Source organism: Massilia sp. Dwa41.01b, assembly GCF_014171775.1.
In the GTDB taxonomy this organism is placed as follows: domain Bacteria; phylum Pseudomonadota; class Gammaproteobacteria; order Burkholderiales; family Burkholderiaceae_D; genus Telluria.
Genome location: NZ_CP050454.1, coordinates 2,621,177 through 2,646,612, shown reverse-complemented (window position 1 = coordinate 2,646,612; position 25,436 = coordinate 2,621,177). Strand labels below are relative to the sequence as shown.

Sequence of the window (25,436 nt, the reverse complement as noted above, 5' to 3'; positions counted from 1 at the left end):
AGGCGGCGGCTGACCGGGTACCCCACACGATAGGCAGGCGCTGTGCCAGAATACCGGGTTAGCGTGCAGGCGCCGCCCGTCACACGACGGCGCGCTCCTGCCTGGCCGGCGGAACGGCTGCGAAGTGCCAACGAGGACCATGATGGAAAAACTGATTCACGAACTGATGCGCTTGTACTTCCCGGCCGGCCTGTCGGCCGCGCTGCTCGGTCCACGCATTGCCGGAGCCCATGGCGAGCCCCTGGCCCTGCACGAGGCCGACCGCACGCGTGCCATCGTCCTGCCGTTCGCGCGCAACAGGGCCGACGACCGCGCCGGCGACGCCGGTGCGCACTGGCGCCGTTTGTGCGAAGCGGCCAACCTGCTGCAAGCGCGGTACGATTTCCCCGCGCCGGCGGTCAGCATTTCCGCCAACGGAGGATTTCGCCTGTGGCTATCGCTGGCCGCACCGGTCACGCTCGAGGCTGCGCAGGCCTTCCTCGAAGGACTGCGCGACAGCGTGCTTCCGGATCGTCGTCGCGCCCGGCGCCGCCGCCGCGCCGGTCGAACTGCCGCCCTGCCTGAACACGGCGAACGGGCGCTGGGCCGCCTTTATCCATCCCGGCATGGGCGCTTCCTTCATCGACGACACGGGACTGGAGATGGCGCCGCCCCCAAGCGCGCAGGCCGCTTTCCGGAGGGCCTCGAATGCATCGCCCCCGCGCAGTTCGAGGGTGCGCTGCGCGCCCGGGGCCGGCCATCGCGGCGACGAGCGCGCCGGAGCCGAAGGCCGCGTCCTTCCCGACGCAGGCCGCTCCTGGGGGCAAGCCCGAACGACAGCCTGCTGCTGCGCGACGCCACCCTGGAAGATATCGTGCGCCACTTGCATGCACGCGGGATCGAGCCGACCTTCCGCCACCTGTTGCCGCTCGAGTCCGTTCGGCATTGACGCCCCACGCCTGGCCGCCACAGCCGGCGGCGCCAGGTCGCGCTATCAGCCCGCGGTCACGCCGTCGGCAGCCTGTGCTCGCGATACTGCTCGCGCAGCCGGTTCTTCTGGATCTTGCCGGTCGCGCCCATCGGCAGCGCCTCGGTGAACACGACGTCGTCCGGCAGCCACCATTTCGCGATCTTCCCTTCGAAGAAGGCGAGCAGCTCCTCGCGCGTGACTTCCTGGCCCGGACGGCGCACCACCACCAGCATCGGCCGCTCGTCCCATTTCGGGTGCGCCACGCCAATGCAGGCCGCCTGCAGCACGGCCGGGTGCGCCATCGCGATATTCTCGATGTCGATGCTGCCGATCCACTCGCCGCCGGATTTGATGACGTCCTTGCTGCGGTCGGTGATCTGCATGTAGCCGTCGGCGTCGATGGTGGCGACGTCGCCTGTCGGGAACCAGCCGTCCTGCAGCACATCGCCGCCCTCGCCGCGGAAGTAGCCCGAGACGATCCACGGCCCTTTTACATACAGGTGTCCATAGGTCTGGCCGTCCCAGGGAAGCTCCTTGCCGTCGTCGTCCACGATCTTCATGTCGACACCGAAAATGGCGTGGCCCTGCTTCTGCAGGATCTTGCGCTGCGCTTCCTTCGACATGGCCAGGTGCTTGGATTGCAGGCCACCAGTGGTGCCGAGCGGCGACATTTCCGTCATGCCCCAGCCGTGGATGACGTGCACGTCGAGCTTGTCGATCAGCGTATCCATCATGGCCGGCGGGCAGGCCGAGCCGCCAATCACCGTGCGGCGGAAGGTCGAGAACCGCAGATTGTTCTGCAGCGCGTGGTTGATCAGGCCCAGCCAGACCGTCGGCACACCGGCCGAGAAGGTCACTTTTTCCTCCTCGAACAGCTCGTAGAGCGACTTGCCGTCCAGGGCCGCGCCCGGGAACACCATCTTGGCGCCGGACAGCGGCACCGAATACGGCAGGCCCCAGGCATTCACATGGAACATCGGCACCACCGGCACGACGACGTCGCGCGAGGACACGTTCAGCGCACCCGGCATCGAGGAGGCATAGGCATGCAGGATGGTCGAGCGGTGCGAATACAGCGCACCCTTCGGGTTGCCGGTCGTGCCCGAGGTGTAGCAGAGCGAGGCGGCCGAGTTCTCGTCGAACTGCGGCCAGGCGTAATCGTCGCTGCTCGAGGCGACCAGGTCTTCGTAGCACAGCAGGCTCGGGATTTTTGTTTCCGCCGGCATGTGGGCACGGTCGCTCATCAGGACGAAACTCTTCACGCTCCTGCAGTGCGGCGCCACCGCTTCGATCAGCGGCAGGAAAGTCAGGTCGAAGAACAGGTACTGGTCCTCGGCATGGTTGACGATGTAGGCGATCTGCTCCGGGTGCAGGCGTGGGTTGATCGTGTGGAGCACGGCGCCCGAACCCGAGACGGCGTAATACAGCTCCATGTGGCGGTAGCCGTTCCAGGCCAGCGTGGCGACGCGGTCGCCCATGGCCACGCCCAGGCCTTGCAGGCAATTCGCCATGCGGCGCGCACGCGCTTCGCAGTCGCGGTAGGTGTAGCGGTGCATGTCGCCTTCGACGCGGCGCGACACGATCTCGCCGTTGCCGTAGTGGCGCGCGGCGAAGCTGATGATGCTGGAAATGAGCAGGGGCTGGTCCATCATCTGGCCCATCACGGGGCTCTGCGGATACGGCGTCATGGAGGTCTCCTGTAATCGAATTGTCAACTGTCGCAACGAGTGTGAAACGCCGTAATGCAGCGCGTCAACATGTTTCGATGTCGCAGTGCAGCATGATCGCCCAGGCCTTCGCTTACCGGGTGCAAGCGCGGTTGCGCTGCAGGCGTGCGCCGATAGAATTGGCCCGGTACGGTAGAATCGCTGTCCAAGCCATATCTACCCTGACTGGAGCTGCCATTACGCCCGACGAACTCCCATTCGGCAACGCGTTTGCCGAGCTGCCGCCCGCGTTCTACACGCGCCTGATGCCGACGCCGCTGTCCGCGCCCTATTTCGTGGCCGCCAGCAGCCGCGCGGCCGCGCTCGTGGGCATCGATCCGCAGCTGCTCGAGCGCGAGGATTACGTGGCCGCCTTTACCGGCAACCGGGTGCCGAGCGGATCGCTGCCGCTGTCGGCCGTGTATTCGGGCCACCAGTTCGGCGTCTGGGCTGGCCAGCTCGGCGACGGCCGCGCCATCCTGATCGGCGACCTCGACGGCCCCGAGGGGCGCATGGAACTGCAGCTGAAAGGCGCCGGCAAGACCCCGTATTCGCGCATGGGAGATGGCCGCGCCGTGCTGCGTTCCTCGATCCGCGAATTCCTCTGTTCCGAAGCGATGGCCGCGCTCGGCATCCCGACGACGCGTGCGCTGGTGGTGACGGGATCGAACCAGCGCGTGATGCGCGAGTCGGTCGAATCGGCTGCCGTGGTCACGCGCATGGCGCCCAGTTTTGTGCGCTTCGGCTCCTTCGAGCACTGGCACTACCGCGACCAGCCTGAGCAATTGCGCCAGCTGGCCGACTACGTCATCGCGACCTTCTATCCGGCGCTGCGTCTTGATGCCAATCCCTATGCCGCGCTGTTGAAGGAAGTCACCCGCCGCACGGCGCGCATGATCGCCGGCTGGCAGTCGGTCGGCTTCATGCATGGCGTGATGAACACCGACAATATGTCCATCCTCGGCCTGACGCTCGACTATGGCCCCTTCGGCTTCATGGAAGCTTTCGATGTCAACCACATCTGCAACCACACCGACCAGGGCGGGCGCTATTCGTATGCCAACCAGGTGCCGGTGGGCCACTGGAACTGCTATGCGCTGGGCAATGCCCTGCTGCCGCTGATCGACAGCGTCGACGCTGCCCAGGACGCGCTCGACGTCTACATGCCGGAATTCGAGCGTGCCCTGGACGAGCGCCTGCATGCCAAGCTGGGCCTGGCAACGCATCAGGAAGGCGACCGGCTTCTCTTCGACAGCCTGTTCACCATCATGCAGGCGAGCCACGTCGACTTCACGCAGCTGTTCCGGCGCCTGGGAGACCTGCGCATCGCGCCCGACGGTGACCTTGCCCAGAGCGACGCGCCCCTGCGCGACCTGTTCATCGACCGCCCCGCCTTCGACGAATGGGCGCTGCGCTACCGCGAACGCCTGCGCCAGGAAAACAGCCAGGATGCAAGCCGGCGCGAGGCCATGAACCGCGTCAATCCCAAGTACGTTCTGCGAAACTATCTGGCCCAGCAAGCCATCGAACAGGCGCAGAACGGCGACTATACCGGCGTGCGCGACTTGCTCGCCGTGCTGGAACAACCGTTCGACGAGCAGCCGGGGCGCGAGGCCTACGCCGCGCTGCCGCCGGACTGGGCTACGCACCTCGAGGTAAGCTGCTCTTCGTGAGCCCTGCTTCGTGCGCCGTGAGCCGCTCGATTGAATCATTCAGGAAAAACCATCATGACCGAAAAACTGACCAAGACCGACGCCGAGTGGCGTGCCCAGCTCGACCCGATGGAATACCAGGTAACGCGCCATGCGGCCACCGAACGCGCCTTCACCGGCAAGTTCTGGGACCACCACGAGCACGGCATTTATCGCTGCGTCTGCTGCGATACGCCCCTGTTCGAGTCGGACGCCAAGTTCGAGTCCGGCTGCGGCTGGCCCAGCTATTTCAAGGCGCTCGACCCCGAGAACGTGATCGAAAAGACCGACCGTACCCACGGCATGGTGCGCACCGAGATCATCTGCGCCGTCTGCGACGCCCATCTCGGCCACGTGTTCCCCGACGGCCCGCCGCCGACCGGGCTGCGCTACTGCATCAACTCGGCCGCGCTGCGGTTCGAGGCAATCTGATTTCCCACTTTATTTGCCCGCACCTGGAGCGACATGAAATTCCTGTTCGACCTTTTTCCCCTGATTCTCTTCTTCATCGCCTATAAATGGGGGAACGGAAACGAGGCGGCCGCCGCCGCGCTCGTGCAGCAATACCTGGGCGGCCTGGTATCGGGGGGTACCGTCGCCGCCGACCAGGCCGCCATCATGCTGGCCACCGCCGTCGGCATCCTCGCCACCGTCCTGCAGATCGGCTACCTGGTGGCGCGCCGGCGCAAGGTCGATGGCATGCTCTGGGTCTCCTTCGTCGTCATCGTCGTCTTCGGCGGTGCCACCATCTATTTCCACGACAAGACCTTCATGCTGTGGAAGCCCACCATCCTGTACTGGGCCTCGGCCGTGATCCTGTTCGTCAGCCAGGTTTTCTTCGGCAAGAACCTGATGCGCAAGGCCATGGAAGAAGCCCTGCCCCTGCCGGACGCGCTGTGGCCGCGCGTCGGCTTCATCTGGATCGGCTTCTTCATCCTGCTGGGCGCGCTCAACCTCCTGATGGCCTTCGTGGTCCTGAAGGACGACACCAATGCCTGGGTCAACTTCAAGATGTACGGCATGACCGCGATCTTCTTCATCTTCACGGTGGCACTCTCGCTGCTGCTCGTCAAACACGTTCCGCAGGAGGAAGCATGAACCCGGACATTTCTGTCGACTCTCGTCCCGCACGCATCCGCGAACGCCTGCAGGCGGCGCTCGCGCCCACCCTGCTCGAGGTCGGCGACGATTCCCACCTGCACGCGGGCCATGCCGGCGCTGCCTCGGGCGGGGGCCATTACAGCGTCAAGATCGTGTCCGACCGCTTCGCCGGCCAGAGGCTCGTCATGCGACATCGTCTGGTGTATGATGCCGTGGCCGATATGATGGCAGCCGAGATCCATGCGCTTGCGATCACGGCGCTGGCGCCTTCGGAACTGGACTGAGGCCGGTTCGAAAGCGCAGGCGGGATGATCGAGGCGCGCAGTCGGCGGCAAGCGGCACGGCTGCCTTGCCGCCGGTGCGCCTCTATCAGGCTCGCTTAAGAATTCTGTCGCACAATCGAATTGCTCTACACAATAATTAACACGTAACTTAGCAACTCCTCCACAGGAACACATAATGACTTTGAAGCCAGCCAGCCTGCTGTTAGCCCTGACCGCTGTGGTCGCAGCACCCGCATTTGCCCAGAACGCTGCCGTTGTCAACGGCAAGGCCATCCCGAGCGCCCGCGTCGAGGAAGCCGTCAAGCAGATCGTGGCCGGCGGCCGCGCCCCGGACAGCCCGGAACTGCGCGAAGACATCAAGCAACAGCTGATCTTCCGCGAAGTGGTCATGCAGGAAGCGCTCAAGGGCGGCTACGACAAGAAGCCCCAGGTCAAGGCCGCAGTCGACGACGCGCGCCGCGCGATTCTCATCCAGGCGCTCGGACGCGACTACCTGACGAAGAATCCGGTCTCCGAGGCCGATGTCAAGGCAGCCTACGACCGTTACGCGAAAGAAACGGCGGCATCGAAGGATTTCCACCTCCGTCATATCCTGCTCGCCACCGAAGACGAAGCCAAGGCCGTCATCGCCAAGCTCAAGGGCGGCGCGAAATTCGAGGACCTCGTCAAGCAAAGCAAGGATACCGGCACTGCCGGCAAAGGCGGCGATCTCGACTGGCAGGAAAGCAGCTTCCTTCCACCTGAAACCGCTGCCGCGATGGCCAAGCTGCCAAAAGGCGGCTTCCTCGATACGCCCGTACGCGGCCCCTATGGCTTCCATGTGTTCAAGGTCGACGACTCGCGCCCGACCGTGGTGCGCAAGTTCGAGGAAAAGCAGCAGGAACTTGGCAACCAGCTGGTGCAGCAGAAAGTCGCTGCCTACTACGGCGAGCTGATCAAGAAGGCAAAGGTGCAGTAAAATTAATGTCTGCCGGCATCTTCGCGGTGCCGGGAGCCTCGCCCTCGGGCAACTTTTGAGTTTTTATAGGATCTGAACGATGATGTTGAAGCCAACCCGCCTCCTGCTCGCCATGACCGTCATGCTGGCTGCGCCCGTATTCGCGCAAAATGTCGCGACCGTCAATGGCAAGCCGATCCCGGCATCGCGGCTGGATCAGGAAGTCAAGCGCGCAGTCGCTTCGGGTGCCGAAGACTCGCCGCAAGTGCGCCAGGCGATCAAGCAGGACCTGATCAGCGCCGAAGTACTGATACAGGAAGCCGAGAAGCAGAAACTGGCTACCCGCCCTGATGTGAAGTCTGCCCTGGAGAACATGCGCCTGAAGATCATGTTCGACGCAATGGTGAGCGACTTCCTGAAGAAGAATCCGGTCAAGGACGCCGAGATCAAGGCCGCGTACGACCGGATCAAGGCCGGTGCGCCTGAGAAGGAATATCGCGTGCGCCATATCCTGGTCGAAAACGAAGCCGATGCCAAGGCCATCATCGCGAAGCTCAAGGGCGGCGCCCGTTTCGAGGAACTGGCCAAGCAGAGCAAGGACAAGGGCTCCGCAGCCCAGGGCGGCGACCTGGGTTCGCCGCAGAGCGGTGGCTGGGTCGACGTGCGTCCTTTCGCGGCGGAATTCAACAAGGCGCTGTTTGCGCTGCAAAAAGGCGCGATCACCGACACGCCGGTGAAGACCGAACACGGCTACCACGTGATCAAGCTGGAAGACAGCCGCGTGCCGACCCTGCCGCCGCTCGAACAGGTCAAGCGTCAGCTCGGCGAACAGGTGGCGCAGCGTAAAGTGGCAGAATTCCAGCAGTCGCTGATGAAGAAGGCCAAGATTCAGTAATCACGCGGGCCCGGCGGCGGCGACGCGCGGATCTTCCGCACCGTGCCACCGGAACGAAGGCGCTTCCCCGGAAGCGCCTTTTTTACGTCCGCAGCGGGCCCTCGCCCGGCACTGCGCATCGTACCGGGCAGCGGCACCCTTCCCTTGCTTGCAATGTCCAGGCGCGCCAGGGTGCCTGCGAGTCTTGCCCGTGGCGGTGCCTGGAGGGGCCAGGTGCCGGTCTTCACGATGCGTCTCCCGTGGTAAAAGCCCGATCGTGTCGGTGACGCGCGGCGCCCGCTTGTGCGAGTTCAGCCGCGTAAGCCGCTGAATCTGAGCCAGGAAATTTTTGAACAAAAAAAAGCGCTTCGGGACGAAGCGCTTTTTTGCCGGGAAACTACCTGGTCGCGGGCGGCCTCAGCCTACCCACTTGCGCGCGTTGCGGAACATGCGCATCCACGGACCGTCTTCGCCCCAGCCTTCCGGCGCCCAGGAATGGACGACGGTGCGCAGCACGCGCTCGGCGTGCGGCATCATGGCGGTGAAGCGCCCGTCCGGCGTGGTCACCGCGGTGAGTCCGCCAGGCGAACCATTCGGGTTGAACGGATAGGTCTCGGTGGCTTGCCCGCGGTTGTCGACGTAGCGCAGCGACTGCACCACCTGGTTGAGGTCGCCGGTGAGCGAGAAGTCGGCGTAGCCCTCGCCGTGCGCGATCGCCAGCGGTGCCTGGGTCCCGGCCATCCCCTCGAAGAAAATCGACGGCGAGTCCAGCACTTCGACCATGCCGAAGCGCGCTTCGAATTGCTCGGACTTGTTGCGCGTGAACTTCGGCCAGGCATGGGCGCCCGGGATGATGGGCTTCAGGTTGGCGAGCATCTGGCAGCCGTTGCATACGCCAAGCCCGAACGTATCCTGGCGCGCGAAGAAGGCCGCGAACTGGTCGGCCAGCTGATTGTTGAACAGGATGGTCTTGGCCCAGCCCTCGCCGGCGCCCAGCACGTCGCCGTAGGAGAAGCCGCCCACCGCGATCACGCCGTGGAAGTCGGCCAATGTGGCGCGGCCGGCGATCAGGTCGCTCATGTGCACGTCCACCGCCGCAAAGCCGGCGCGGTGCATCGCCCAGGCCGTCTCGACGTGCGAGTTGACGCCCTGTTCGCGCAGGATGGCCACGCGCGGACGCACCCCAAGCGCGATGAAGGGCGCGGCCACGTCGATTTCCGGATCAAAGCTGAGCTTGGGCGACAGGCCCGGATCGCTTTCGTCGAGCAGGCGCTCGTATTCCTGGTCGGCGCAGTCCGGGTTGTCGCGCAGGCGCGCAATGCGCCAGCTGGTCTCGGACCAGAGGCGGTGCAGGCTGCTGCGGCGCTCGCTGTAGATGACCTTCGCGTCGCGCGTGAACTCGATCGTGCCACGGTCGTTGACCTTGCCGATGATGTGGCTGCAGGCGCCGAGGTTCAGCTCGCGCAGCACGTTCATCACCAGGCTCTTGTCTTCCTGGCGCACCTGCACGACAGCGCCCAGTTCCTCGTTGAACAGTGCGCGCAGGGTCAGCTCATTGCGGCGCTCGCCCACCTGGCTGGCCCAGTTCTTGGCATCGCCCCAGTCGGAGGCATGCTCGCCTTCCATCGCCAGGATGTCGAGGTTGACCGATACGCCGGCGCGGCCGGCAAAAGCCATCTCGCACAGGGTGGCGAACAGGCCGCCGTCCGAGCGATCGTGGTAGGCCAGCAGCTTGCCGTCCAGGTTCAGGCGCCCGATGGCGGCGAAGAAGGCCTTCAGGTCATCGGGCGAATCGACGTCGGGCACGCTGTCGCCGAGCTGCTGGGTGACCTGTGCGAGCGCCGATGCACCCATGCGGTTCTTGCCGCGGCCCAGGTCGATCAGCACCAGCACGGTCTCGCCCTTGTCCAGGCGCAGCTGCGGCGTGAGCACGCGGCGCGCGTCCGGGACCGGCGCGAAAGCCGAGACGATCAGGGACACCGGCGAGATCACCGACTTGTCCTGGCCCTCGTCGCGCCAGGTCGTGCGCATCGACAGCGAATCCTTGCCGACCGGGATGCTGATGCCCAGCGCCGGGCACAGTTCCATGCCGACGGCCCGGACGGTATCGAACAGGGCGGCGTCCTGGCCAGGCTGGCCGCAGGCGGCCATCCAGTTCGCCGACAGCTTGATGTCTTCGATACTGGCGATGGACGCGGCTGCGATGTTGGTGATCGCCTCGCCGACGGCCATGCGGCCCGAAGCGGCGGCGTCGATGGTGGCCAGCGGGTGCGCTCGCCCATCGCCATCGCTTCGCCCTGGTAGCCTTCATGGCTCATGGTGGTGACGGCGCAATCGGCCACCGGCACCTGCAGGGGCCGACCATCTGGTCGCGCGCAGTCATGGCGCCGACCGAGCGGTCGCCGATGGTGATCAGGAAGGATTTGTCGGCCACGGTCGGTAGCAGCAGCACGCGGCGCGCCGCTTCCGCCAGTTCGATGCCGGTGAGGTCGACGGCCGGCAGCGTACGCTCGACGTGCGCTACGTCGCGCAGCATCTTCGGCGGTTTGCCGAGCAGGACGTCCATCGGCATGTCGACCGGGTTGTTGCCGTTCTGTGGGTCGACCAGCTTCAGCTGGCGTTCCTCGGTCGCCACGCCGATCACGGCAAAGGGCGACCGCTCGCGCTCGCACAGGGCCTTGAACACGTCCAGGCTTTCCGGCGCGATCGCGAGAACATAGCGTTCCTGCGATTCGTTCGACCAGATTTCTTTCGGCGCCATGCCGCTTTCCTCGAGCTGGATCTTGCGCAGGTCGAAGATCGCACCGCGCCTGGAATCGTTGACGATCTCGGGGAAGGCGTTCGACAGGCCGCCGGCGCCGACGTCGTGGATCGAGATGATGGGGTTGCTAGCTCCCAGCTGCCAGCAGCCGTTGATGACTTCCTGGGCGCGGCGTTCCATCTCCGGGTTGCCGCGCTGGACCGAGTCAAAATCGAGGTCGGCCGTGTTGGTGCCGGTTGCCATCGAGGACGCGGCCGAGCCGCCCATGCCGATGCGCATGCCCGGTCCGCCCAGCTGGATCAGGAGGCTGCCTGGCGGGATATCGTTCTTGAAGGTGTGTTCGTCCGCGATGTTGCCGATGCCGCCGGCGATCATGATCGGCTTGTGGTAGCCGTAGACGCCGCCCGCGGCGCCCGCGTTCTGTTCATAGGTGCGGAAGTAGCCGCCCAGCACGGGACGGCCGAATTCGTTGCTGAAGGCGGCGCCGCCGAGCGGGCCATCGATCATGATCTGCAGGGGCGAAGCGATGCGCTCCGGCTTGCCGTAGACGGCGGCCGTGCCCTTGTCGCCCGTGGCGGTGACGTCGGCCGCGTTCTCCCGGGCTGCTGCGCGCCCGGCAGCATGAGGTTCGACACCGTGAAACCGGTCAGGCCCGCCTTCGGCTTGGCGCCGCGGCCGGTCGCGCCCTCGTCGCGGATCTCGCCGCCGGCGCCGGTGGAGGCGCCCGGGAACGGGGAAATCGCGGTCGGGTGGTTATGGGTCTCGACCTTCATCAGGGTGTGGGTCAGCTGCGTACTTGGCGCATATTCCTGGTTCGCGCCTTGCGGATAGAAGCGGGTAACAAGCGCCCCTTCCATGATCGAGGAATTGTCGCTGTAGGCGACGATCGTGCCCTTGGGCTGCAGCTGGTGGGTGTTCTTGATCATCTGGAACAGCGAGCGCTCCTGCTTCACGCCATCGATGATCCAGTCGGCGTTGAAGATCTTGTGGCGGCAGTGTTCCGAGTTCGCCTGGGCGAACATCATCAGCTCGACGTCGGTCGGGTTGCGTCCCGCCCTGGTGAAGGCCTCGAACAGGTAATCGATCTCGTCGATCGACATCGCCAGGCCGAGTTCCTTGTTCGCGCGCAGCAGCGCTTCGCGGCCCTGCCCCAGCACGTCGACCGATTCCAGCCCCTTGCCCGCGAGCTCGTCGAAGAGCGCGCCCGCTCCTTCGGCGCTGCGCAGCACCGTTTCCGTCATGCGGTCGTGCAGCAAGGCCGCTACCGCCTCGGTTTCCTCGTTCGACAGCTTCTTCGGTGCGCCAATGCTGCTGCCCAGGATGCCGCTCTTGAGGACCACCTTGTAGGCCACGCCGCGCTCGATGCGGTGCACATGCGTCATGCCGCAGTTGTGGGCGATGTCGGTCGCCTTCGATGCCCAGGGGGAGATCGTGCCCAGGCGCGGGATGACGAAGAATTCCTCCGTCGCCCCTTCGTACAGCGTTTCCGGCACCGGTTCGCCGTAGGTCAGCATCGCGCCGAGGCGCTCGGTGTCGCTCGTCGACAGCGGTGCGCTGGTATCGATGAAGTGGTAGAAGCGGGCCTGGACCCCGGCAATGGCCGGCGCGGCGGCTTGCAGCTGGCTCAGGAGGCGTTGGCTACGAAATACGGACAGGGCGTTGGAACCCGGCAGAATCAACATGGCTTTGAAGTCGGTTGATGCAGCGTGGCTGCGGGTGGAAGATAGCCCGCTATTATACAGGGTTGACAATATTGCCCTCGCCGGAGGCGGGCAGTTGTTGCCCAGCGCCACGCTTGGCGGTATCGTAGCGTGACGAGAGGGCCGGCTGGCCTCGGGCAGACGAGAGAAACGATGGAAGAACATGGCAAGCTGTCGGTACTGGTGATCGACCCGAATCCCGGCATGCGCAGCAACCTGCAGAACATGCTGAACCTGTCCGGCATTCACAAGATCGAGTTCGCCGTGAATGCCGGCACCGCGATCCGCCAGCTGGCGCGGCGCGCCTACGACATCGTGCTGTGCGAATACGACCTCGGCGGCGGTGTCGGCGGCAGCGACGGCCAGGACGGCCAGCAGCTGCTCGAAGACCTGCGCCACCATCGGCTGCTGAGCCCCTGGACGATCTTCATCATGCTGACCTCCGAAGCCGTCTACGGCAAGGTGATCGGCGCGGCCGAGCTGGCGCCGACCGACTATGTCCTGAAACCCTTCACGGCCGACACCCTCGGCGCCCGCATCGGGCGCGCGCGCTCGAGCGGCGCGCGGTGCTGCTGCCCACCTACCAGCTGGTAGCAGGTGGCAAGCTGCGCGAGGCGATCCGCTCGGCCACCGCGGCCGAGATCGCGCATCCGCGCCATGCGCTCGACCTGGCACGCCTGCGCGCCGAGCTGCACGCCAGCCTGGACGAGCACGCCCAGGCCGAGGAAACCTATCGCAAGGTGCTGGCCCACCGCAGCCTCGGCTGGGCGGGGCTGGGCCTGGCACGCGCCGAGTTCGCCCGGGGCCGTCTCGATGCGGCCCGCGCGACGCTGGGGGCGCTGATCGGCGCCAATCCGCGCCTGATGGCTGCCTACGACCTGCTGGCGCGCTGCCACGAGGCCGCGGGCGACGCCGCCGGCGCCCAGAAGGTGCTCGAGGAAGCGGTGGCAATTTCGCCCCACCTGGTACGGCGCCTGCGCAAACTCGGTGAAGTGGCGCTGGCGGCGGGCGACGCGGCAAGCGCCGAAAAATCCTTCAAGCAGGTCGTCGCTCGCGCGCGCTATTCGGAATTTCGCGATCCGGAAGACCACCTGCGCCTGGTGCAGGCCCTCGTCCGGCGCGGCGACGCGGTGCAGGCGTCCGGCGTCGTGCGCGACCTGGAGCGCTCGCTGCGCGCCGGGCCCGAGCTCGACGCCTGCCTGAACATCGCCAACGCGGCCCTGCACGAGGCCGCCGGCAACAAGGGCGCGGCACTCGCCGGCCTGCAGGCGGCCGTCGCCGCCGTGCGCAGTGCCACGACGCTGTCGACCGGGCTGAAACTGGGCCTGGTGCGCTCCTGCCTGGCCCACCGGCTCGACGCAGGGCCAGGAAGTGATGCTGGCGGTGATGAACGATGCCGGCAGCGGCGTCACCCCGGAGGACGCCGAGCGCGTCTTCGCCGAGGCCGGCCGGCGCGAACTGGCCGACGGCGTCCACAAGCAGCTCAGGGAACAGGCGCGCATCCTGCTGGGCGTGGCCGACGAGAAGCGCAACATGGGCGACGTGCGCGGCGCCGTGCAGAGCCTGTTGGAGGCGCTGCACCTGGCGCCGAACGACCTGCAGGTGATGATCGCCGCGGCCGGCGGCGTGCTGCGCCAGATCGGCGAGCTCGGCTGGGATCACCCGCTGGGCGAAGTGTGCGTTGCCCAGCTCGATAAAATCCGCGCGCTCGACCCGCAGCACCCGCGGCTGGGGCCGCTGACGGACGAATACCGGGCCTGCGCCGCAAGTACGGTATTTCCACCTAGCGCCTGCGCGGCGGCTATCCCTGGCGGCTCTGCCAGGGATAGCCCGCGGCAGTGCCGCAACTGTCGTTTCGCTGACCGCCCGTCCCCTGCCCGGCGGGCGCATCGCGTGTGCTTACACATCGCATACATATCAGAAATACTAGTACAGCCCACCCTGCTCCGGGTGCTACCGTTGAACTCGTCGGTAGTGGCCGCAAGACGCGGCCGCCGCCGGCGCATTCTTTCCATCACCGAGAACCACGCTCTGGCCGCGCCCGGGCACCAGTGTCCACTGGCGCGACCGCCAGTACGGCGCGGGTGGACCGTTTCCGTCCCCGGAATACGTCCATCGCGCCCGCGGCGCGGCCGGACCGTGCCCACAACAAGAACGGAGAAAAACATGAAAGTACTGAACAAGCTGGTGCTGGCACTGGCGATCGGCGGCGCGATGATGGCCACCGCCCACGGCGCCGGCGGGCCCGGCACCCGGCAAGTGCCCGGCCAGCAGGCCGCCGTGGTCGACCAGGCCAAGCGCCTGGGCGCCTGGAGTGTGGCGCGCCTCCTTGCCGACCCGCAGGCCACAAGCGTGCTGGCCCGGCGCGTGAGCCTGGATGGCAAGCCGGTCATGCTCGACACCATCGTCAGCGACCTGACCCGTCGCGCTGGTGCGGCCAACGCTGCCGGCGGCAGCGTCGCTGGCATGTCCGCCAGCGTGCGCGCGGATGCCGAGCAGCTGCGCGTCGTGGACCAGCGCCTGCGCGAGCACAAGGGCATCGGCGCCGACAGCAGGAGCCTGATGCAGCTACGCCTCTACACACCGGCAGGCTACAGCGGACACGTCGACTGGGACAAGCTGCTCGTCGCGTATGCGCCCGCCGGCAAGCGCCGCGAATGGATGGAGGTGGAAGCCTTCGACAAGCTGGGCCGCAGCCATCGCCTCGACGCCCGCGTCGCCCCCGCGTATCCGGTGCTCATCGCCGGCATCAACGGCCGTGAAGACATGCGCGCCGGCATCGCCTACCTGAACCGCCGCCTGCGCGCGGCCGGCATGCAGTCGGCACCGGCGATCGCAGGACACAGCCTGGCCGGTGGCGTCCAGGCCATGGCCGGCGGTATCGAGACCAGCAAGCTGACCCACGTCTCCCTGAAGAACGACCAGGAGCCCTGGGTGTCCGGCGGCGCGGAAATCTTCGCCGTCGTCTCCGGCGTCCAGCCCGACCAGGCCAAGGCCGAGCTGACGGTGGTCGACATGCCTTACCTCGACAACGACGGCACCACCTATGCGCCCAACCAGATCATGATTTTCTGGAGCAGCTACCGCTATGGCGCGGCCAACATCCAGCTGTTCGAGCATGACGACAGCACCAATTACCAGGAACTTGCCGTGGCCCTGTCACAGGGCGTGACGACGCTGCTCGGTGCCTTCGCGCCCCAGTACGCGGTGATCGGCCAGGTGGCCACGGCCATCCTGAAGGTCATGCCGGCCGGCTGGTTTTCGAACGACGACGACTACGTCGACTCGTTCTACACGCTGGAAAAAGGCCGCACCTACACGAACTACGGCGGCGCCGCCGGCAACGCCGTGATCAGCCTGTCGCCCTACACGCTGCAATAGGCACAGGGCGCGGCGTCAGGCCCCTCCAGGCGCCGCCAGCGGCAGCTGCACCGTGAAGCAGGTACCCGCGCCCACCGTCGAGCGCACGCGCAGGCTGCCGCCGTGGCGCTCGACGATCCCGAACGAAATCGACAGTCCGAGCCCGGTGCCTTCGCCGGGCGGCTTGGTGCTGAAGAAGGGGTCGTAGATCCTGCCGACGGCAGCCTCGGGGATGCCACAGCCGCTGTCCTCGAATTCCGGTACAGGAACTGCGCGTCGGCGCGGCTGCGGATCGCCAGCAGGCCCGGGCCCGGGTCGTCGCCACCCGCCCGGCGTGCCTCGATCGCCTGGCAGGCGTTGACGACCAGGTTCATGAAGACCTGGCCCAGCTGCGCCGGCCAGCAGGCAAGCGGCGGGTCGGCCGTCAGGTCGCATTCGATGACGGCGGCCTGCGCATAGCGGGTGCGTACCAGCTGCACGGTGGAACGCAGGATCGCGCCGACCGGCATGGTCCTGCGTTGCGCTGCATCGGGACGCGAAAACGTGCGCAGGTCGGCCACCAGCGTGCGGATACGCGTCGTACCCTCGAGGATGGTGGCGGCACGCTCGCGCAGCGCGTCGATCTGCGCGTGCAGGCCGCCCATCACGTCGCCGTCGGCATCCGGGCCCGCCAGCGCGGTCAGGTAGGCACGGAAGGCTTCGAGCTCGATCTCGAGCACCCGGGCGCCGGCGTGGGCGAAATTGGTCGGGTTGTTGATCTCGTGGGCAACGCCGGCGCTGAGCGTGCCGAGCGAGGCCATCTTTTCGTTCAGCACCAGCTGGTCCTGCGCCCGGCGCAATTCACCCAGCGCTTCGGCCAGTTGCTCCTTCTGGCGCACCACCTCGGCCGTGCGCTGGACCACTTCGCGCTCGAGCAGGACCTGGCGCCGCACCAGGCTGCGAACACGCAGGCGGTAGGCCGCCGCGCCCATGGCCAGCAGGAGCGCCGCCGCCGTCACCCGGAACCACCATGTCTTCCAGTACGGCGGCGTGATCGTGATCGCCAGCGCCACGCCTTCCCCGTTCCAGACGCCGTCCTTGTTGCTGGCCTTGACGCGGAAGGTGTAGCGGCCCGGGTCGAGGTTCGTGTACGTGGCGAAGCGCTTGTCCGCGCCGGTCTCGACCCAGCCGCGGTCGAAACCCTCGAGGCGGTAGGCATAGCGGTTACGGGCCGGATCGGCGAAATGCAGGGCCGCGAACTCGAGCGAAAACACCGCGTGCCGCCAGGGCAGAATCAGCTCACGCGCTTGCGAGATGGGCCCGTCCAGGCCGACGCCCGCCGGCAGCCTGCCGGCCCGCACCGGGACGTTGTCGACCATGAGGCCGGTCAGCGCCACCGGGGCGGGTGGGGGTCGCCGCGTACCGTCGCCGGATGGAACATCGTCAGGCCGCTGTTGAAGCTGCCGAAATACATGCTGCCATCCGGCGACTGATAGGCAGAGCCGACAAAATAGTCGCCCTCGGCCATGCCGTCGCGCGCCGTGTAGTGGCGAAAGCGCCCGCTGCCCGGGTCGAAGTCGCTGATGCCGGCACCGGTGCTGATCCACAGGTGCCCCGCCCCGTCTTCCAGCATGGCGTTGACGGTGGGGTTGTCCAGGCCCTCGCGTGCGCCGACCACCCGGAAGCTCGGCATGCCGGAGGCGTCCAGCGTCAACCGGTTCAGCCCGGCGCCGGTGCCCACCCACAGCGTGCCGACGCGCGCTTCCAGCAGGTAGGAGATCCGGTTGTGGCTGAGGCTTGCGGGATCGCGCGGATCGTGGCGCGCGTGACTGAAGCGGCCGCTGGCCCGATCCAGCAGGTCCAGGCCGTTCGAGGTGCCGACCCAGAGCCTGCCTGCGCGGTCTTCCAGCACGCTCCAGACGAAGTCGTCTGCCAGGCTGGCCGGGTCGGACGGATCGTGACGGTAGCTGCGCAGCGCGCCTGTCGCCGGGTCGAAGCGGTACAGAACCGCCGCGGGTGGCGATCCACAGGATGTTCTCGCGGTCCGGCACGATGGCCTGGACGAAATCGGCACCACCGCCGCCGAGGGCGCGCGGTAAAGCGCCCGCTGGCCGGATCGAAACGGCCGAAGCCGCCGCTGCGCGTGCCCACCCAGAGCTGCCCGGTGCGGTCGCGCGCCAGGCAGCTGACCAGGTCGTCGTTCAGGCTGGACGGCACGCCGGCCCGGTGCCTCACCACGCGCACGCTGCCGTCGCGCAGGTCCAGGCGGTTCAGGCCGCCGCCGTAGGTGGACAGCCACAGGCCGTCGACGCCGTCGCCGAGGATGCCCGTGATCTTGTTGCTGCTGAGGCTACCCGGCGCGCCCGGCTGCGCCGCGGCCACGTGCGCAAAGCCGCTGCCCCGCAGGTCGACGCGGCTGATGCCGGCAAACCAGGTGCCGACCCACAGGCTGCCGGACCGGTCCTGGTACAGGCTGGAGACATGGTCGTCGGCCAGCGTGGCCGGATTGCCGGCCGCGTGCGCGAAGCCGTCGAAGCGGCCGGTGGCCTCGTCCCAGCGTTTCAGGCCTTCGTTCTGGGTGCCTGCCCAGAGCCTGCCTTGCCCGTCGCGGTACAGCGTGGTGACCGCGCCCTGGCCGATGCCCTCTTTCGCGCCGAAATGACGGCGCGCACGCGGCTGGCCGCCGCCGGCCTTCCATGCTTCCAGCCCGCGCGCGGTGCCGACCCAGAGCGTCGCGGCGTCGAAGGCCAGCGCGCGCACCTGCTTGCGCTGGGGATCGGCCTGCGCCGATGCCTCCACCGGAAAGTGGGCGAGGCGGCGGCTGCCGGGCGCCAGGTAGTCGACGCCGGCGGCGGTACCGGCCCAGAGTCCCCCGCCGCGTCGAAGGCGAGCGCATATACCTCGTCGGACGCCAGCGAGCTTGGGTCCGTTTCCCGGTGGCGCAGGAGCTCGACGCGCTTGCTGGCCGGGTCGAAACGCACCAGTCCGGTGCGCGTGGCCAGCCATAGCTGTCCTGAACGGTCGGCTGCGATGGCGCGCACGTCGAGGTAGTCGCCCGGCTGCAGTCCGGGCGCGGCGCCCAGGTAGGGCGTGAAATCCTCGCGCTGGCGGTCGAAGCGCTGCAGGCCGTTGCGGGTGCCGACCCACAGCTGGCCGGTACGGTCCTCGATGAGCGCCTGCACCGAATCGTCGGCCAGGCTGCGCGGGTCGAGCGGATCGTGCTTGTAGGTGACGAAGCGGTAGCCATCGTAGCGGGAGAGGCCGCCCTGCCCGGCAAACCACATGAAGCCGGCACGGTCCTGGAGAATCGCGCTCACCGATGGATGGGGCAGGCCGCGTTCGACACCGAGCTGCTCGAAGCGCAGCTGCCCGGGCGCCGCCGCATGCACGAGGCTGGAAAGCAGCAGGAACAGGCAGGCCAGCAGCTGGCACAAAGTGGCAATCCGCGGTGCCGGTGCACGGGAAAGCGTGGGCAAATCCATGAACGGTCCTTCGCGGGCGCTGCGGAAACAGCAGGGTTCGACGACAACCCCGGATAGTACACCGCCGCCCGCGCCGGGTCTGCAGCCGGGCGCGGGCGCAGCTGGCGCAGGCGCGCACGGCACCCGTATCCGTAACCGATCCGTAAGCGCGGCTGGCTTATCGTGGCGCCCGCCCCGGCCAGCGGTGCCCGGGCACGGCCTGCCGGGCTGCGCTTTCGCGCACCCGGCATGCCCCTCAACCACAACAAATGAACGGAGAATCCATGCGTCTTTCGCACACCATCATCCTGGCAGCGCTCTGTACGACGGTAGTGGCCGCGCCCGCGTTCGCCACCGTCACGGTCGAATACAGCGGCCGCGCGCCCTTTCTACTTGGCAGCAGGATCTATTTCGTCGGCAAACTCGACGGCGTCGGCAAGTCGATGAAGTTCTCGGTCAACGGCATCCCGGGCGGGAACGAGACCGTGGGCACGATCAACTCGCAAAACGGCGAATACCACGCGCCCACGACCATGCCGGCAGGTAATGCCGTGACGATCAGCGCCACCTGGGCGGGCGACCCGCCGCAATCCGGCAGCGTCACCGTGCCGTTCGTCGCTGCCAGCACCACCCCGCCGCCGCCTGGCACGAGCCCGGAAATCGCCGCCTGCCCGGTCTTTCCTTCGAACGCAGTCTTCAATACCCGCATTGACGACCTGAACCGCTTCCCGGCGCACCCGCGCAGCAGCACCTGGATTGCCAGCATCGGCGGCACGCGCGCCCTGCACATGGACTTCGGCCGCAACGTCAACCAGGCCGACTACACGACCTACTACGGGATTCCCTACAATGTCGTCGACGGCACAAGCACGACAACGCGCTGGCCGGCCGTGTCGTTCGCCATCGTCGACCCGAATTCCGGCAATGGCGCCGGCGTACCAGCCGAAAGCGATTGCGCAACGCCCGACGCCAGCCATGCGATCACGCGTTCGTGCGGCAAGCTGGCCGCCGCCGACAGGCGCTTCCCCTACCCCAACGACAGCATCGTCAAGGCCGAATACGGCAGCTGCAATGACCCGAGCCAGTGCGGCGACCGCCACGTGCTGGTCGTGGAGAAGAACGCCTGCCGCCTGTGGGAAAGCTATTTCACCTACAAGGTGAACGGCCAGTGGCATGCCTACTCCACCGCCGCCTGGGACCTTCGCTCGAACGCCATGCGTCCGAAGACCTGGACCTCGGCCGACGCCGCCGGCCTGCCGATCCTGCCGCTCCTGATGCGCGCCGACGAAGCCAGTACCGGCGAAATCCGCCATGCCTTGCGCGTGACTTTCCGCGACAGCGTGCTCGACAAATCCTTCGTATGGCCGGCCACCCACGCCGCCGGTGGGCCGACCGCGGGCGGCATTCCCTTCGGCGCCGTCATGCGCCTGCGCAGCGACTTCGCCATTCCCGCCACCTGGACCGCCCAGGCGCGCGCCATCGCCACGGCGATGAAGCGCTATGGCGTGTACGTGGCCGACATCGGCAGCAATGCCTACCTGACGGGCGAGCCGAGTGCAAACTGGAGCCAGGACACGATCGCGCAGTTGCAACGCATCCAGATGGCGTCCTTCGAGTTCGTCGACACGCGCACCATCACGGGCAATCCGAACTTCAACGTGAACTCCTACCGGGCTTCCTGGTAAGCGGCTGCCTTGCGGCGCGCACGATGACTGGCGCGCCGCGCCGCCACTCCAGAGGGCCGTGGCCGGATCGCTACCGAAGATGTCAATCATGCCAATATCGCGGGGAGCGCTGGGCCAGTACAGTGCACACATCGCACTTCGCGATGAGCCTACAAGAAAGGAAACAAGCATGATCAAGCACGCACTGTTCGCCCGCCTCGAAGCACGTCCCGGCAAGGAAGCGGAGGTGGCCGCCTTCCTCCGCAAGGCGCTGGAGATGGCCAACGCCGAGGCCGGCACGCCGGTCTGGTTCGCCCTCCGAATGTCGGACAGCGCCTTCGGCGTATTCGACGCATTCGAAACGGAAGGCGCGCGCCAGGCCCACCTGAACGGCCCGATCGCCCAGGCCTTGATGGCACAGGCCGAGACGCTGTTCATGCGCCTGCCGCAGATCGAGGCACTCGAGGTGCTGGGCCTGAAGAACGCGGCCTGAAGCTAGCCGGCGCGCGCCCCCTTCAGTCCCGGGAGACGGCAAGCTGTTCCGTCTCCGCCGCCGGCGCCAGTCCCAGCACGATCGACAGCGTTTCCCGGCAGCGCCGGTAGACGCCGAACGCGGCGGCGGCGCCGTCGCAGGCATGGGCGCAGCGCATCGCGCCCCGATAATTCGCTTCGGCCAGGGGGGCTCCGCCGCCAGCGCGCGCGTACAGGTCCTGTGCCAGCTCCCATTCGCGCGCCCCTTCCAGCTGCTGCCCGAGCCTGGCGACGGCACCGGGAACAGGCTGCGCGCCCGCTCGCGCGGCACCAGGGTCCAGGCGTCGTCGATTCCTTCGCAGAAGGGGCCGCGGTACAGGTCGAGCAGTGCGCGGGCACGCTGCCGCAGGTCGGCGGGCGGGGTCGCGGCCCCGAGCGCGGGAAGCTCCTCGCACAGGCGGGCCAGCGCCGCCAGGTCGGACCACACCTGCGTTTGCGCCAGCACGATGCGCCCGCCCGACACCACGACCGCCTCGTCGCTTTGCAGCAGCCTGCGCAGCCGGTGCACGGTGACGTTCAGTGCCGACCTGGCGATGTCGGCATTGCCCCACAACTGCGCTACCAGCGCGCCCGGGCCTTGCCGCCCTCGCCGGCCGCCACCAGGTTCTTCAGCAGTGCCAGCGGCCGCTGCTGGGCCTTGCCTCCGGACGCCACGGGTGTCCCGTGCAGCGCCAGTTCGAAGGGGCCGAGCGTGCGTACCGTGACAGGCCAGGGCCAGCTTGCCGGCGCGCGCCGCGGCGCGGCCAGGCGCTGGCGTGACGATGGCGCGCACGTGTGCAGGCTCGATGCCGTGTTCCAGTGCCAGCGCTGCCACCCGGGCAGCCAGGCCCGCAAACATCGGAAACAGCGCCGTCGCCGCACGCGTGCGGTGCTGGCGCATGGCCGCGGCCATGTGCGCGCGCGCTTGGTCGGCCTGCTCCTGCGCGTCGGCGGCGCAGGCGTCGATGAACCCGCGCTCCTCGCGCAGCAGCAGGCCGTGCAGGCCGATGGCGGCGCCCAGGGCGCGCTCGTAGCATTGCGCCGCTTCGGCGAACTCCCCCGGCGGCGGCATGGCAGCCCCCGGGAAGGACTCGAAGCGTGCACGCTGCGCGGCCGGCAAGCCCGCGTCCACGCTCAGGCGCAAGGTATCGCGCGCGCTGTGCTGCGCACCCGCGAGGTCGCCGGAGAGCGCATGCCACCGGGCGTCGAGCGCGCTCCACTCCACGCGATCGGAAAGGTGCGCCGCTGCCAGCGCGGGCCGCAGGCGCGTCCACCCGGGGCGCGCGGCCGCCAGTTCGCCTGTGCCCAGCAGGTGGTGCATCTCGAGCGCCTGGCATAGCAGCGGGTCGACGCTGCCCTCGGTTACGATGCGCCGCGCGCTGCCGGCCGCCTGCCGGGCCTGGTCAATGTCGCCCGCCCGGCCGTACCAGCGCGCCACCCGCGCGTACCAGCGCGCCTGCTCCAGCGGACTGACGCCCGCGTCCTCCGCCGGCCCGCTCATCGCGGCAACCAGCGCATGCGCGCGCGCGCTGCCGCCTTCGGCATCGAAATAGCGCAGCAGGCAGGCCGCTGCCGCCAGCCGCGTGGACGCATCCTCGACCAGCGGCAGGGTCGCTTCGACACGGCGCGCGCAAGGGGGCAGCAGCGCCGAGGCGGGGTCCGCGTGCAGGAGCGCCGCCAGCAGGCGCGAATGGAGGGTCAGATCGATGCCCGGGTCGAGGCAGCCGAGGTCGATCCGCTCCAGGCTGTCCACCATGCGGGCCACCCAGTGCGGCAACGCGCTGCAGTCCGACCATTCGTCCTCGTAGCTGTCGAGGATTGCCGCCAGCGCCAGCAGGCAGGCCTCGCGGGCGCCGGCCTCCTCGAAGACACGTTCGGCCCGCGCCAGCATCCTGCGCGCATGCAGGGGCCGCACCTCGCGCAGCGATATGCCATGCCAGTACCAGAGCCAGGGCTCGGCGTCGACCAGGCCGGTGGGCAGCCAGCTCATCCAGAGGCGCCAGGCTTGCGCGCGCCCGCACCGCATCATGGCGGGAGCGCTGCGCAGCAGCAGCCGGGCGAGCGGCGCATGGGCATCGGCATCGCGGTACAGCGCGGCGGCCTCGTCGTACCGGCCGTGCCCCTCGGCGATGCCGGCGGCGCGTTCGATCAGCGCGCGGCGTTCGGCCTCGCCCAGCAGCGCCCGTGCCCGGTGCTGGAGGAATTCGCCGAACAAGGGGTGGAACACATAGCCTCCATCGGCGCCGCGCCGCTCGACGAACAGGTTGCGGCGGTACAGGTCTTCCAGCAAGCGCGCGGCGGCGGGGTCGCCGGTCAACTGCGCGGCATCGCTTCCCGGGCAGTTGGGCAGGCAGGACAGCTGCAGCAGCAGGTGCTGGGATCGGGCCGGCAGGCGATCGACGATTTCGCCGGCAAAGTAGCGAAACAGCGCATCGCGTCCATCAAGCGGCAGGCCCGGCTCGCAGCCGCTGGCGCCCAGGCTGCGCAGCATGGCGATGCCGACCGCCCAGCCGTCGGCGAGCCGCAGCCATTCCTGTGCGGGGGCCGATTCGTGCGCGCCCAGCCCCGCCAGCGCACGCGCTTCGTCCTCGTCCAGGCGCAAGGCGTCCCAGCCCAGCCGCGCAAGACGTCCTTCGAGTTCCATGCGCGCCAGGCGTGCCGGCGGCGCCTCGCGCCCGAGCGCGAGCACCGTCACCTGCGCCGGCACTTCGGCGAGGGCGGATGCGAGCAGTTCGCCGGCGCGGTCCCAGTCCGCCTCGTGCAGATTGTCGAGCACCAGCACGGTGCCGGGCGGCAGGCGCGCATAGAAAGTGCGGAAGTACGCGCGTGCGAGGCTCCCGCCCTTGTCCGCACGATGGCCGTACGTCCGGACCGGTCCCGCCAGCGCCAGGCCGCGCGCTGCTTCGTCGAGGAAGAAGAACAGCGTGGCGGGATCGGCGTCGCCGGCGTCGACCTGGAGCCAGATCGCAGGTGCCGCGATGCGCGCCAGGTAGCTGGCGGCGAGCGTGGTCTTGCCGGCGCCGGGCGGCGCGGCCAGCCAGATCACCGGATGGTCGCGGCGCAAGTCGTCGAGGAGGGCGAACAGGCGTGGGCGCGGCAGCGCCGCGTGCAGGCGCGGCGGCGTCAGCTTGGCGTAGGCCGGCAGGCGCTGCTGCCGCGTGTCCTGCCTCGTGTCCTGATGCCGCGGCCTGGCTGTCGTGAGGGTCGCGCGCCTGTCCATGTTTGCCTCTGTCGCTCCGTCGGATCGGGTCATGCATACTGGGAGGTATGCGTACCTGCGTGGGATAGTCTTGCGAAAGTTGTGTATACAATACACGATGCAGGGCCACCCTCGCACCATTGTATTGACGGAACCTATGGCAATTTTCAAGAAAGAGAACCTGGCCCGCGCGGGCAAGGATGACCACGCCCAGGACGAGCGGCACACCGTCATGGTGGTGGACGACATGGGGGCCAACGTCTCGGTCATGACGGCGATCCTGCGTCCCTGGTTCCACGTCGTCGAAGCCGGCGATGGCGAAGAAGCGCTGCGCCTGGTGCAGCAGCTGCCGGCCGGGGAGCAGCTCGCCTGCATCGTCAGCGACCACCGCATGCCGCGCATGTCGGGCGTGCAGCTGTTCGAGCGCACGCTCGCGCTGCAGCCGGCCACCCGGCGCGTGCTGGTGACCGCCTATATGGATGTCGACGCCATCGTCGACGCGATCAACAGGGGTGCCATCTACCGCTTCATCGCCAAGCCTTTCGATGCCGGCGACTTCCTGCTGGCAGTGCGCTGCGCGGTGGCCGCCTTCGAGGAAGAGCGCTGCCGGGCGGCCTACCAGGCAGCGCTGCGCGCCGCCATTGCGACGCTGCCCGAGGCGATCGCTACCCCCTGCTGACGCAGGCCGAAGCGGCCCGGCAACGACTGGCTGCGCTCGAGGCCGAGGCCCTGCTCCCCACGGATGGCCTGCCGCGGCGGCAGTGAACGCCGGAGAAACCCCGTTTCCCGATCCGTAATCCTTTTGTAAGCCAGGCCCCGGTAGAGTGCGGGCCGAGCGTATGGAGCGGGCTCCCGCCCTGCGTCCCGGCGCGCCGCGGCCCCGCTGCCCGCGGTCTCACAAGCAAAGGATACCGATGACCTTCCCTTCCGCCAGGCGCCTCGCCGCAGCGGGCGTGGCGTTCCTGTTCGCCGCAGCCGTACAGGCCGCCCCCGCCATCGTCGGCGCGCACATGGCCGCCCCCGGCGTGCTCGTGGTCGAACTGCAGACCGGTCCCGCCAACGAGGCCGGCGGCGCCGCGACCGGGCCCGACAGCCTGGACCTGGCGCCGGCGCACTGGCGCGTGAACGCCGAGGCGCCGCTCGCCATCAGCCACGGCTCCGCGCCCCACGACGAGGCGGCGGCGCTCGCCAAGTCCAGCCCGAACCTGTATCCGGTGACGGTGCGCCACAAGGTCTACCTGCGGATCGCCAAGGCCCTCC

Annotated in this window: 20 protein-coding genes and 4 pseudogenes; 15 read left to right on the top strand and 9 right to left on the bottom strand. The window is 68.0% G+C overall.

Going from position 1 to position 25,436, the window contains the following annotated elements:
• Nucleotides 1-142: 142 nt before the first annotated feature.
• Complete coding sequence (locus G4G28_RS12070) at nucleotides 143-928, top strand: hypothetical protein (protein ID WP_229508049.1); 786 nt, start codon at nucleotides 143-145, stop codon at nucleotides 926-928.
• Between the two features lie 56 nt (nucleotides 929-984).
• Here G4G28_RS12070 and G4G28_RS12065 read toward each other — a convergent pair whose 3' ends face one another.
• Nucleotides 985-2,637 (bottom strand): 3-(methylthio)propionyl-CoA ligase, encoded by a 1,653-nt coding sequence (locus tag G4G28_RS12065; RefSeq protein ID WP_182988444.1) that lies wholly within the window; start codon nucleotides 2,635-2,637, stop codon nucleotides 985-987.
• Nucleotides 2,638-2,921: 284 nt separating this feature from the next.
• Here G4G28_RS12065 and G4G28_RS12060 point away from each other — a divergent pair, with 284 nt between their 5' ends.
• The 6 genes from G4G28_RS12060 (at nucleotide 2,922) to G4G28_RS12035 (ending at nucleotide 7,563) form a co-directional block, all read left to right on the top strand.
• Nucleotides 2,922-4,328, top strand: coding sequence for a YdiU family protein (locus G4G28_RS12060; protein ID WP_374011246.1), 1,407 nt, complete (start codon nucleotides 2,922-2,924; stop codon nucleotides 4,326-4,328).
• Between the two features lie 54 nt (nucleotides 4,329-4,382).
• Nucleotides 4,383-4,778, top strand: a complete 396-nt coding sequence (gene msrB / locus G4G28_RS12055; protein ID WP_182988442.1) for a peptide-methionine (R)-S-oxide reductase MsrB — start codon at nucleotides 4,383-4,385, stop codon at nucleotides 4,776-4,778.
• Nucleotides 4,779-4,811: 33 nt separating this feature from the next.
• Nucleotides 4,812-5,444, top strand: coding sequence for a septation protein A (locus G4G28_RS12050; RefSeq protein ID WP_182988441.1), 633 nt, complete (start codon nucleotides 4,812-4,814; stop codon nucleotides 5,442-5,444).
• Complete coding sequence (locus tag G4G28_RS12045) at nucleotides 5,441-5,731, top strand: BolA family transcriptional regulator (RefSeq protein WP_182988440.1); 291 nt, start codon at nucleotides 5,441-5,443, stop codon at nucleotides 5,729-5,731. The genes G4G28_RS12050 and G4G28_RS12045 overlap by 4 nt, the downstream gene beginning before the upstream one ends.
• A 175-nt stretch (nucleotides 5,732-5,906) precedes the next feature.
• Nucleotides 5,907-6,689 (top strand): peptidyl-prolyl cis-trans isomerase, encoded by a 783-nt coding sequence (locus G4G28_RS12040; RefSeq protein WP_182988439.1) that lies wholly within the window; start codon nucleotides 5,907-5,909, stop codon nucleotides 6,687-6,689.
• A 79-nt stretch (nucleotides 6,690-6,768) separates the two neighbouring features.
• A complete protein-coding gene (locus tag G4G28_RS12035; RefSeq protein ID WP_182988438.1) occupies nucleotides 6,769-7,563 on the top strand; it encodes a peptidyl-prolyl cis-trans isomerase in 795 nt (264 codons plus the stop codon).
• A gap of 396 nt (nucleotides 7,564-7,959) precedes the next feature.
• Here the strand turns inward: G4G28_RS12035 and purL are convergent.
• Nucleotides 7,960-11,985: pseudogene (purL, locus tag G4G28_RS12030) on the bottom strand (phosphoribosylformylglycinamidine synthase).
• A gap of 171 nt (nucleotides 11,986-12,156) precedes the next feature.
• Here purL and G4G28_RS28280 point away from each other — a divergent pair.
• The 3 genes from G4G28_RS28280 (at nucleotide 12,157) to G4G28_RS12020 (ending at nucleotide 15,384) form a co-directional block, all read left to right on the top strand.
• Nucleotides 12,157-12,597 (top strand): response regulator, encoded by a 441-nt coding sequence (locus tag G4G28_RS28280; protein WP_308602342.1) that lies wholly within the window; start codon nucleotides 12,157-12,159, stop codon nucleotides 12,595-12,597.
• The gene (locus G4G28_RS12025) at nucleotides 12,570-13,700 is read left to right on the top strand and encodes a hypothetical protein (RefSeq protein WP_308602339.1); all 1,131 of its coding nucleotides are present in this window, start codon (nucleotides 12,570-12,572) and stop codon (nucleotides 13,698-13,700) included. Before G4G28_RS28280 ends, G4G28_RS12025 begins: the two co-directional genes overlap by 28 nt.
• Before the next feature lie 469 nt (nucleotides 13,701-14,169).
• Nucleotides 14,170-15,384: a DUF3103 family protein gene (locus G4G28_RS12020; protein WP_182988436.1), complete on the top strand. Its 1,215-nt coding sequence runs from the start codon at nucleotides 14,170-14,172 to the stop codon at nucleotides 15,382-15,384.
• A gap of 15 nt (nucleotides 15,385-15,399) precedes the next feature.
• Here the strand turns inward: G4G28_RS12020 and G4G28_RS29110 are convergent, their stop codons facing one another.
• From G4G28_RS29110 to G4G28_RS12000, 6 genes and pseudogenes are all read right to left on the bottom strand, one after another.
• Nucleotides 15,400-15,798, bottom strand: coding sequence for a sensor histidine kinase (locus tag G4G28_RS29110; protein ID WP_374011317.1), 399 nt, complete (start codon nucleotides 15,796-15,798; stop codon nucleotides 15,400-15,402).
• A gap of 656 nt (nucleotides 15,799-16,454) precedes the next feature.
• A pseudogene (locus G4G28_RS29105) lies at nucleotides 16,455-16,721 on the bottom strand (triple tyrosine motif-containing protein); the annotation flags it as partial.
• 8 nt (nucleotides 16,722-16,729) lie between these two features.
• The gene (locus G4G28_RS26060; protein ID WP_229508048.1) at nucleotides 16,730-17,035 is read right to left on the bottom strand and encodes a two-component regulator propeller domain-containing protein; all 306 of its coding nucleotides are present in this window, start codon (nucleotides 17,033-17,035) and stop codon (nucleotides 16,730-16,732) included.
• Nucleotides 17,036-17,101: 66 nt separating this feature from the next.
• Nucleotides 17,102-17,254, bottom strand: a pseudogene (locus tag G4G28_RS29100) (two-component regulator propeller domain-containing protein); the annotation flags it as partial.
• Nucleotides 17,255-17,511: 257 nt separating this feature from the next.
• Nucleotides 17,512-17,958 (bottom strand): annotated as a pseudogene (locus tag G4G28_RS29095) (two-component regulator propeller domain-containing protein); the annotation flags it as partial.
• A complete protein-coding gene (locus G4G28_RS12000; RefSeq protein WP_183108409.1) occupies nucleotides 17,904-18,824 on the bottom strand; it encodes a two-component regulator propeller domain-containing protein in 921 nt (306 codons plus the stop codon). The gene G4G28_RS12000 and the pseudogene G4G28_RS29095, both read right to left, overlap by 55 nt.
• Nucleotides 18,825-19,087: 263 nt before the next feature.
• On the opposite strand from G4G28_RS12000, the gene G4G28_RS11995 reads away from it, so the two are divergent.
• Both G4G28_RS11995 and G4G28_RS26050 read left to right on the top strand, forming a co-directional pair.
• Complete coding sequence (locus G4G28_RS11995; RefSeq protein WP_182988433.1) at nucleotides 19,088-20,488, top strand: hypothetical protein; 1,401 nt, start codon at nucleotides 19,088-19,090, stop codon at nucleotides 20,486-20,488.
• Between the two features lie 169 nt (nucleotides 20,489-20,657).
• Nucleotides 20,658-20,960, top strand: coding sequence for a putative quinol monooxygenase (locus G4G28_RS26050; RefSeq protein WP_182988432.1), 303 nt, complete (start codon nucleotides 20,658-20,660; stop codon nucleotides 20,958-20,960).
• Between the two features lie 22 nt (nucleotides 20,961-20,982).
• On the opposite strand, the gene G4G28_RS29090 is transcribed toward G4G28_RS26050, so the two are convergent.
• Nucleotides 20,983-21,393 (bottom strand): BTAD domain-containing putative transcriptional regulator, encoded by a 411-nt coding sequence (locus G4G28_RS29090; RefSeq protein WP_374039788.1) that lies wholly within the window; start codon nucleotides 21,391-21,393, stop codon nucleotides 20,983-20,985.
• Nucleotides 21,394-21,689: 296 nt separating this feature from the next.
• Here G4G28_RS29090 and G4G28_RS29085 point away from each other — a divergent pair, with 296 nt between their 5' ends.
• The 3 genes from G4G28_RS29085 to G4G28_RS11985 all read left to right on the top strand — a co-directional run bounded on the left by G4G28_RS29085 (nucleotide 21,690) and on the right by G4G28_RS11985 (nucleotide 24,855).
• The gene (locus G4G28_RS29085; protein WP_374039787.1) at nucleotides 21,690-22,316 is read left to right on the top strand and encodes a hypothetical protein; all 627 of its coding nucleotides are present in this window, start codon (nucleotides 21,690-21,692) and stop codon (nucleotides 22,314-22,316) included.
• 177 nt (nucleotides 22,317-22,493) lie between these two features.
• Entirely contained in the window at nucleotides 22,494-24,380 is a 1,887-nt protein-coding gene (locus tag G4G28_RS29080) for a hypothetical protein (RefSeq protein WP_374039786.1), read from the top strand.
• Nucleotides 24,334-24,855 carry a response regulator gene (locus G4G28_RS11985; protein ID WP_183108408.1) on the top strand — a complete coding sequence of 174 codons (522 nt, stop codon included), beginning with the start codon at nucleotides 24,334-24,336 and terminating at the stop codon, nucleotides 24,853-24,855. The genes G4G28_RS29080 and G4G28_RS11985 overlap by 47 nt, the downstream gene beginning before the upstream one ends.
• Nucleotides 24,856-25,436: the final 581 nt, after the last annotated feature.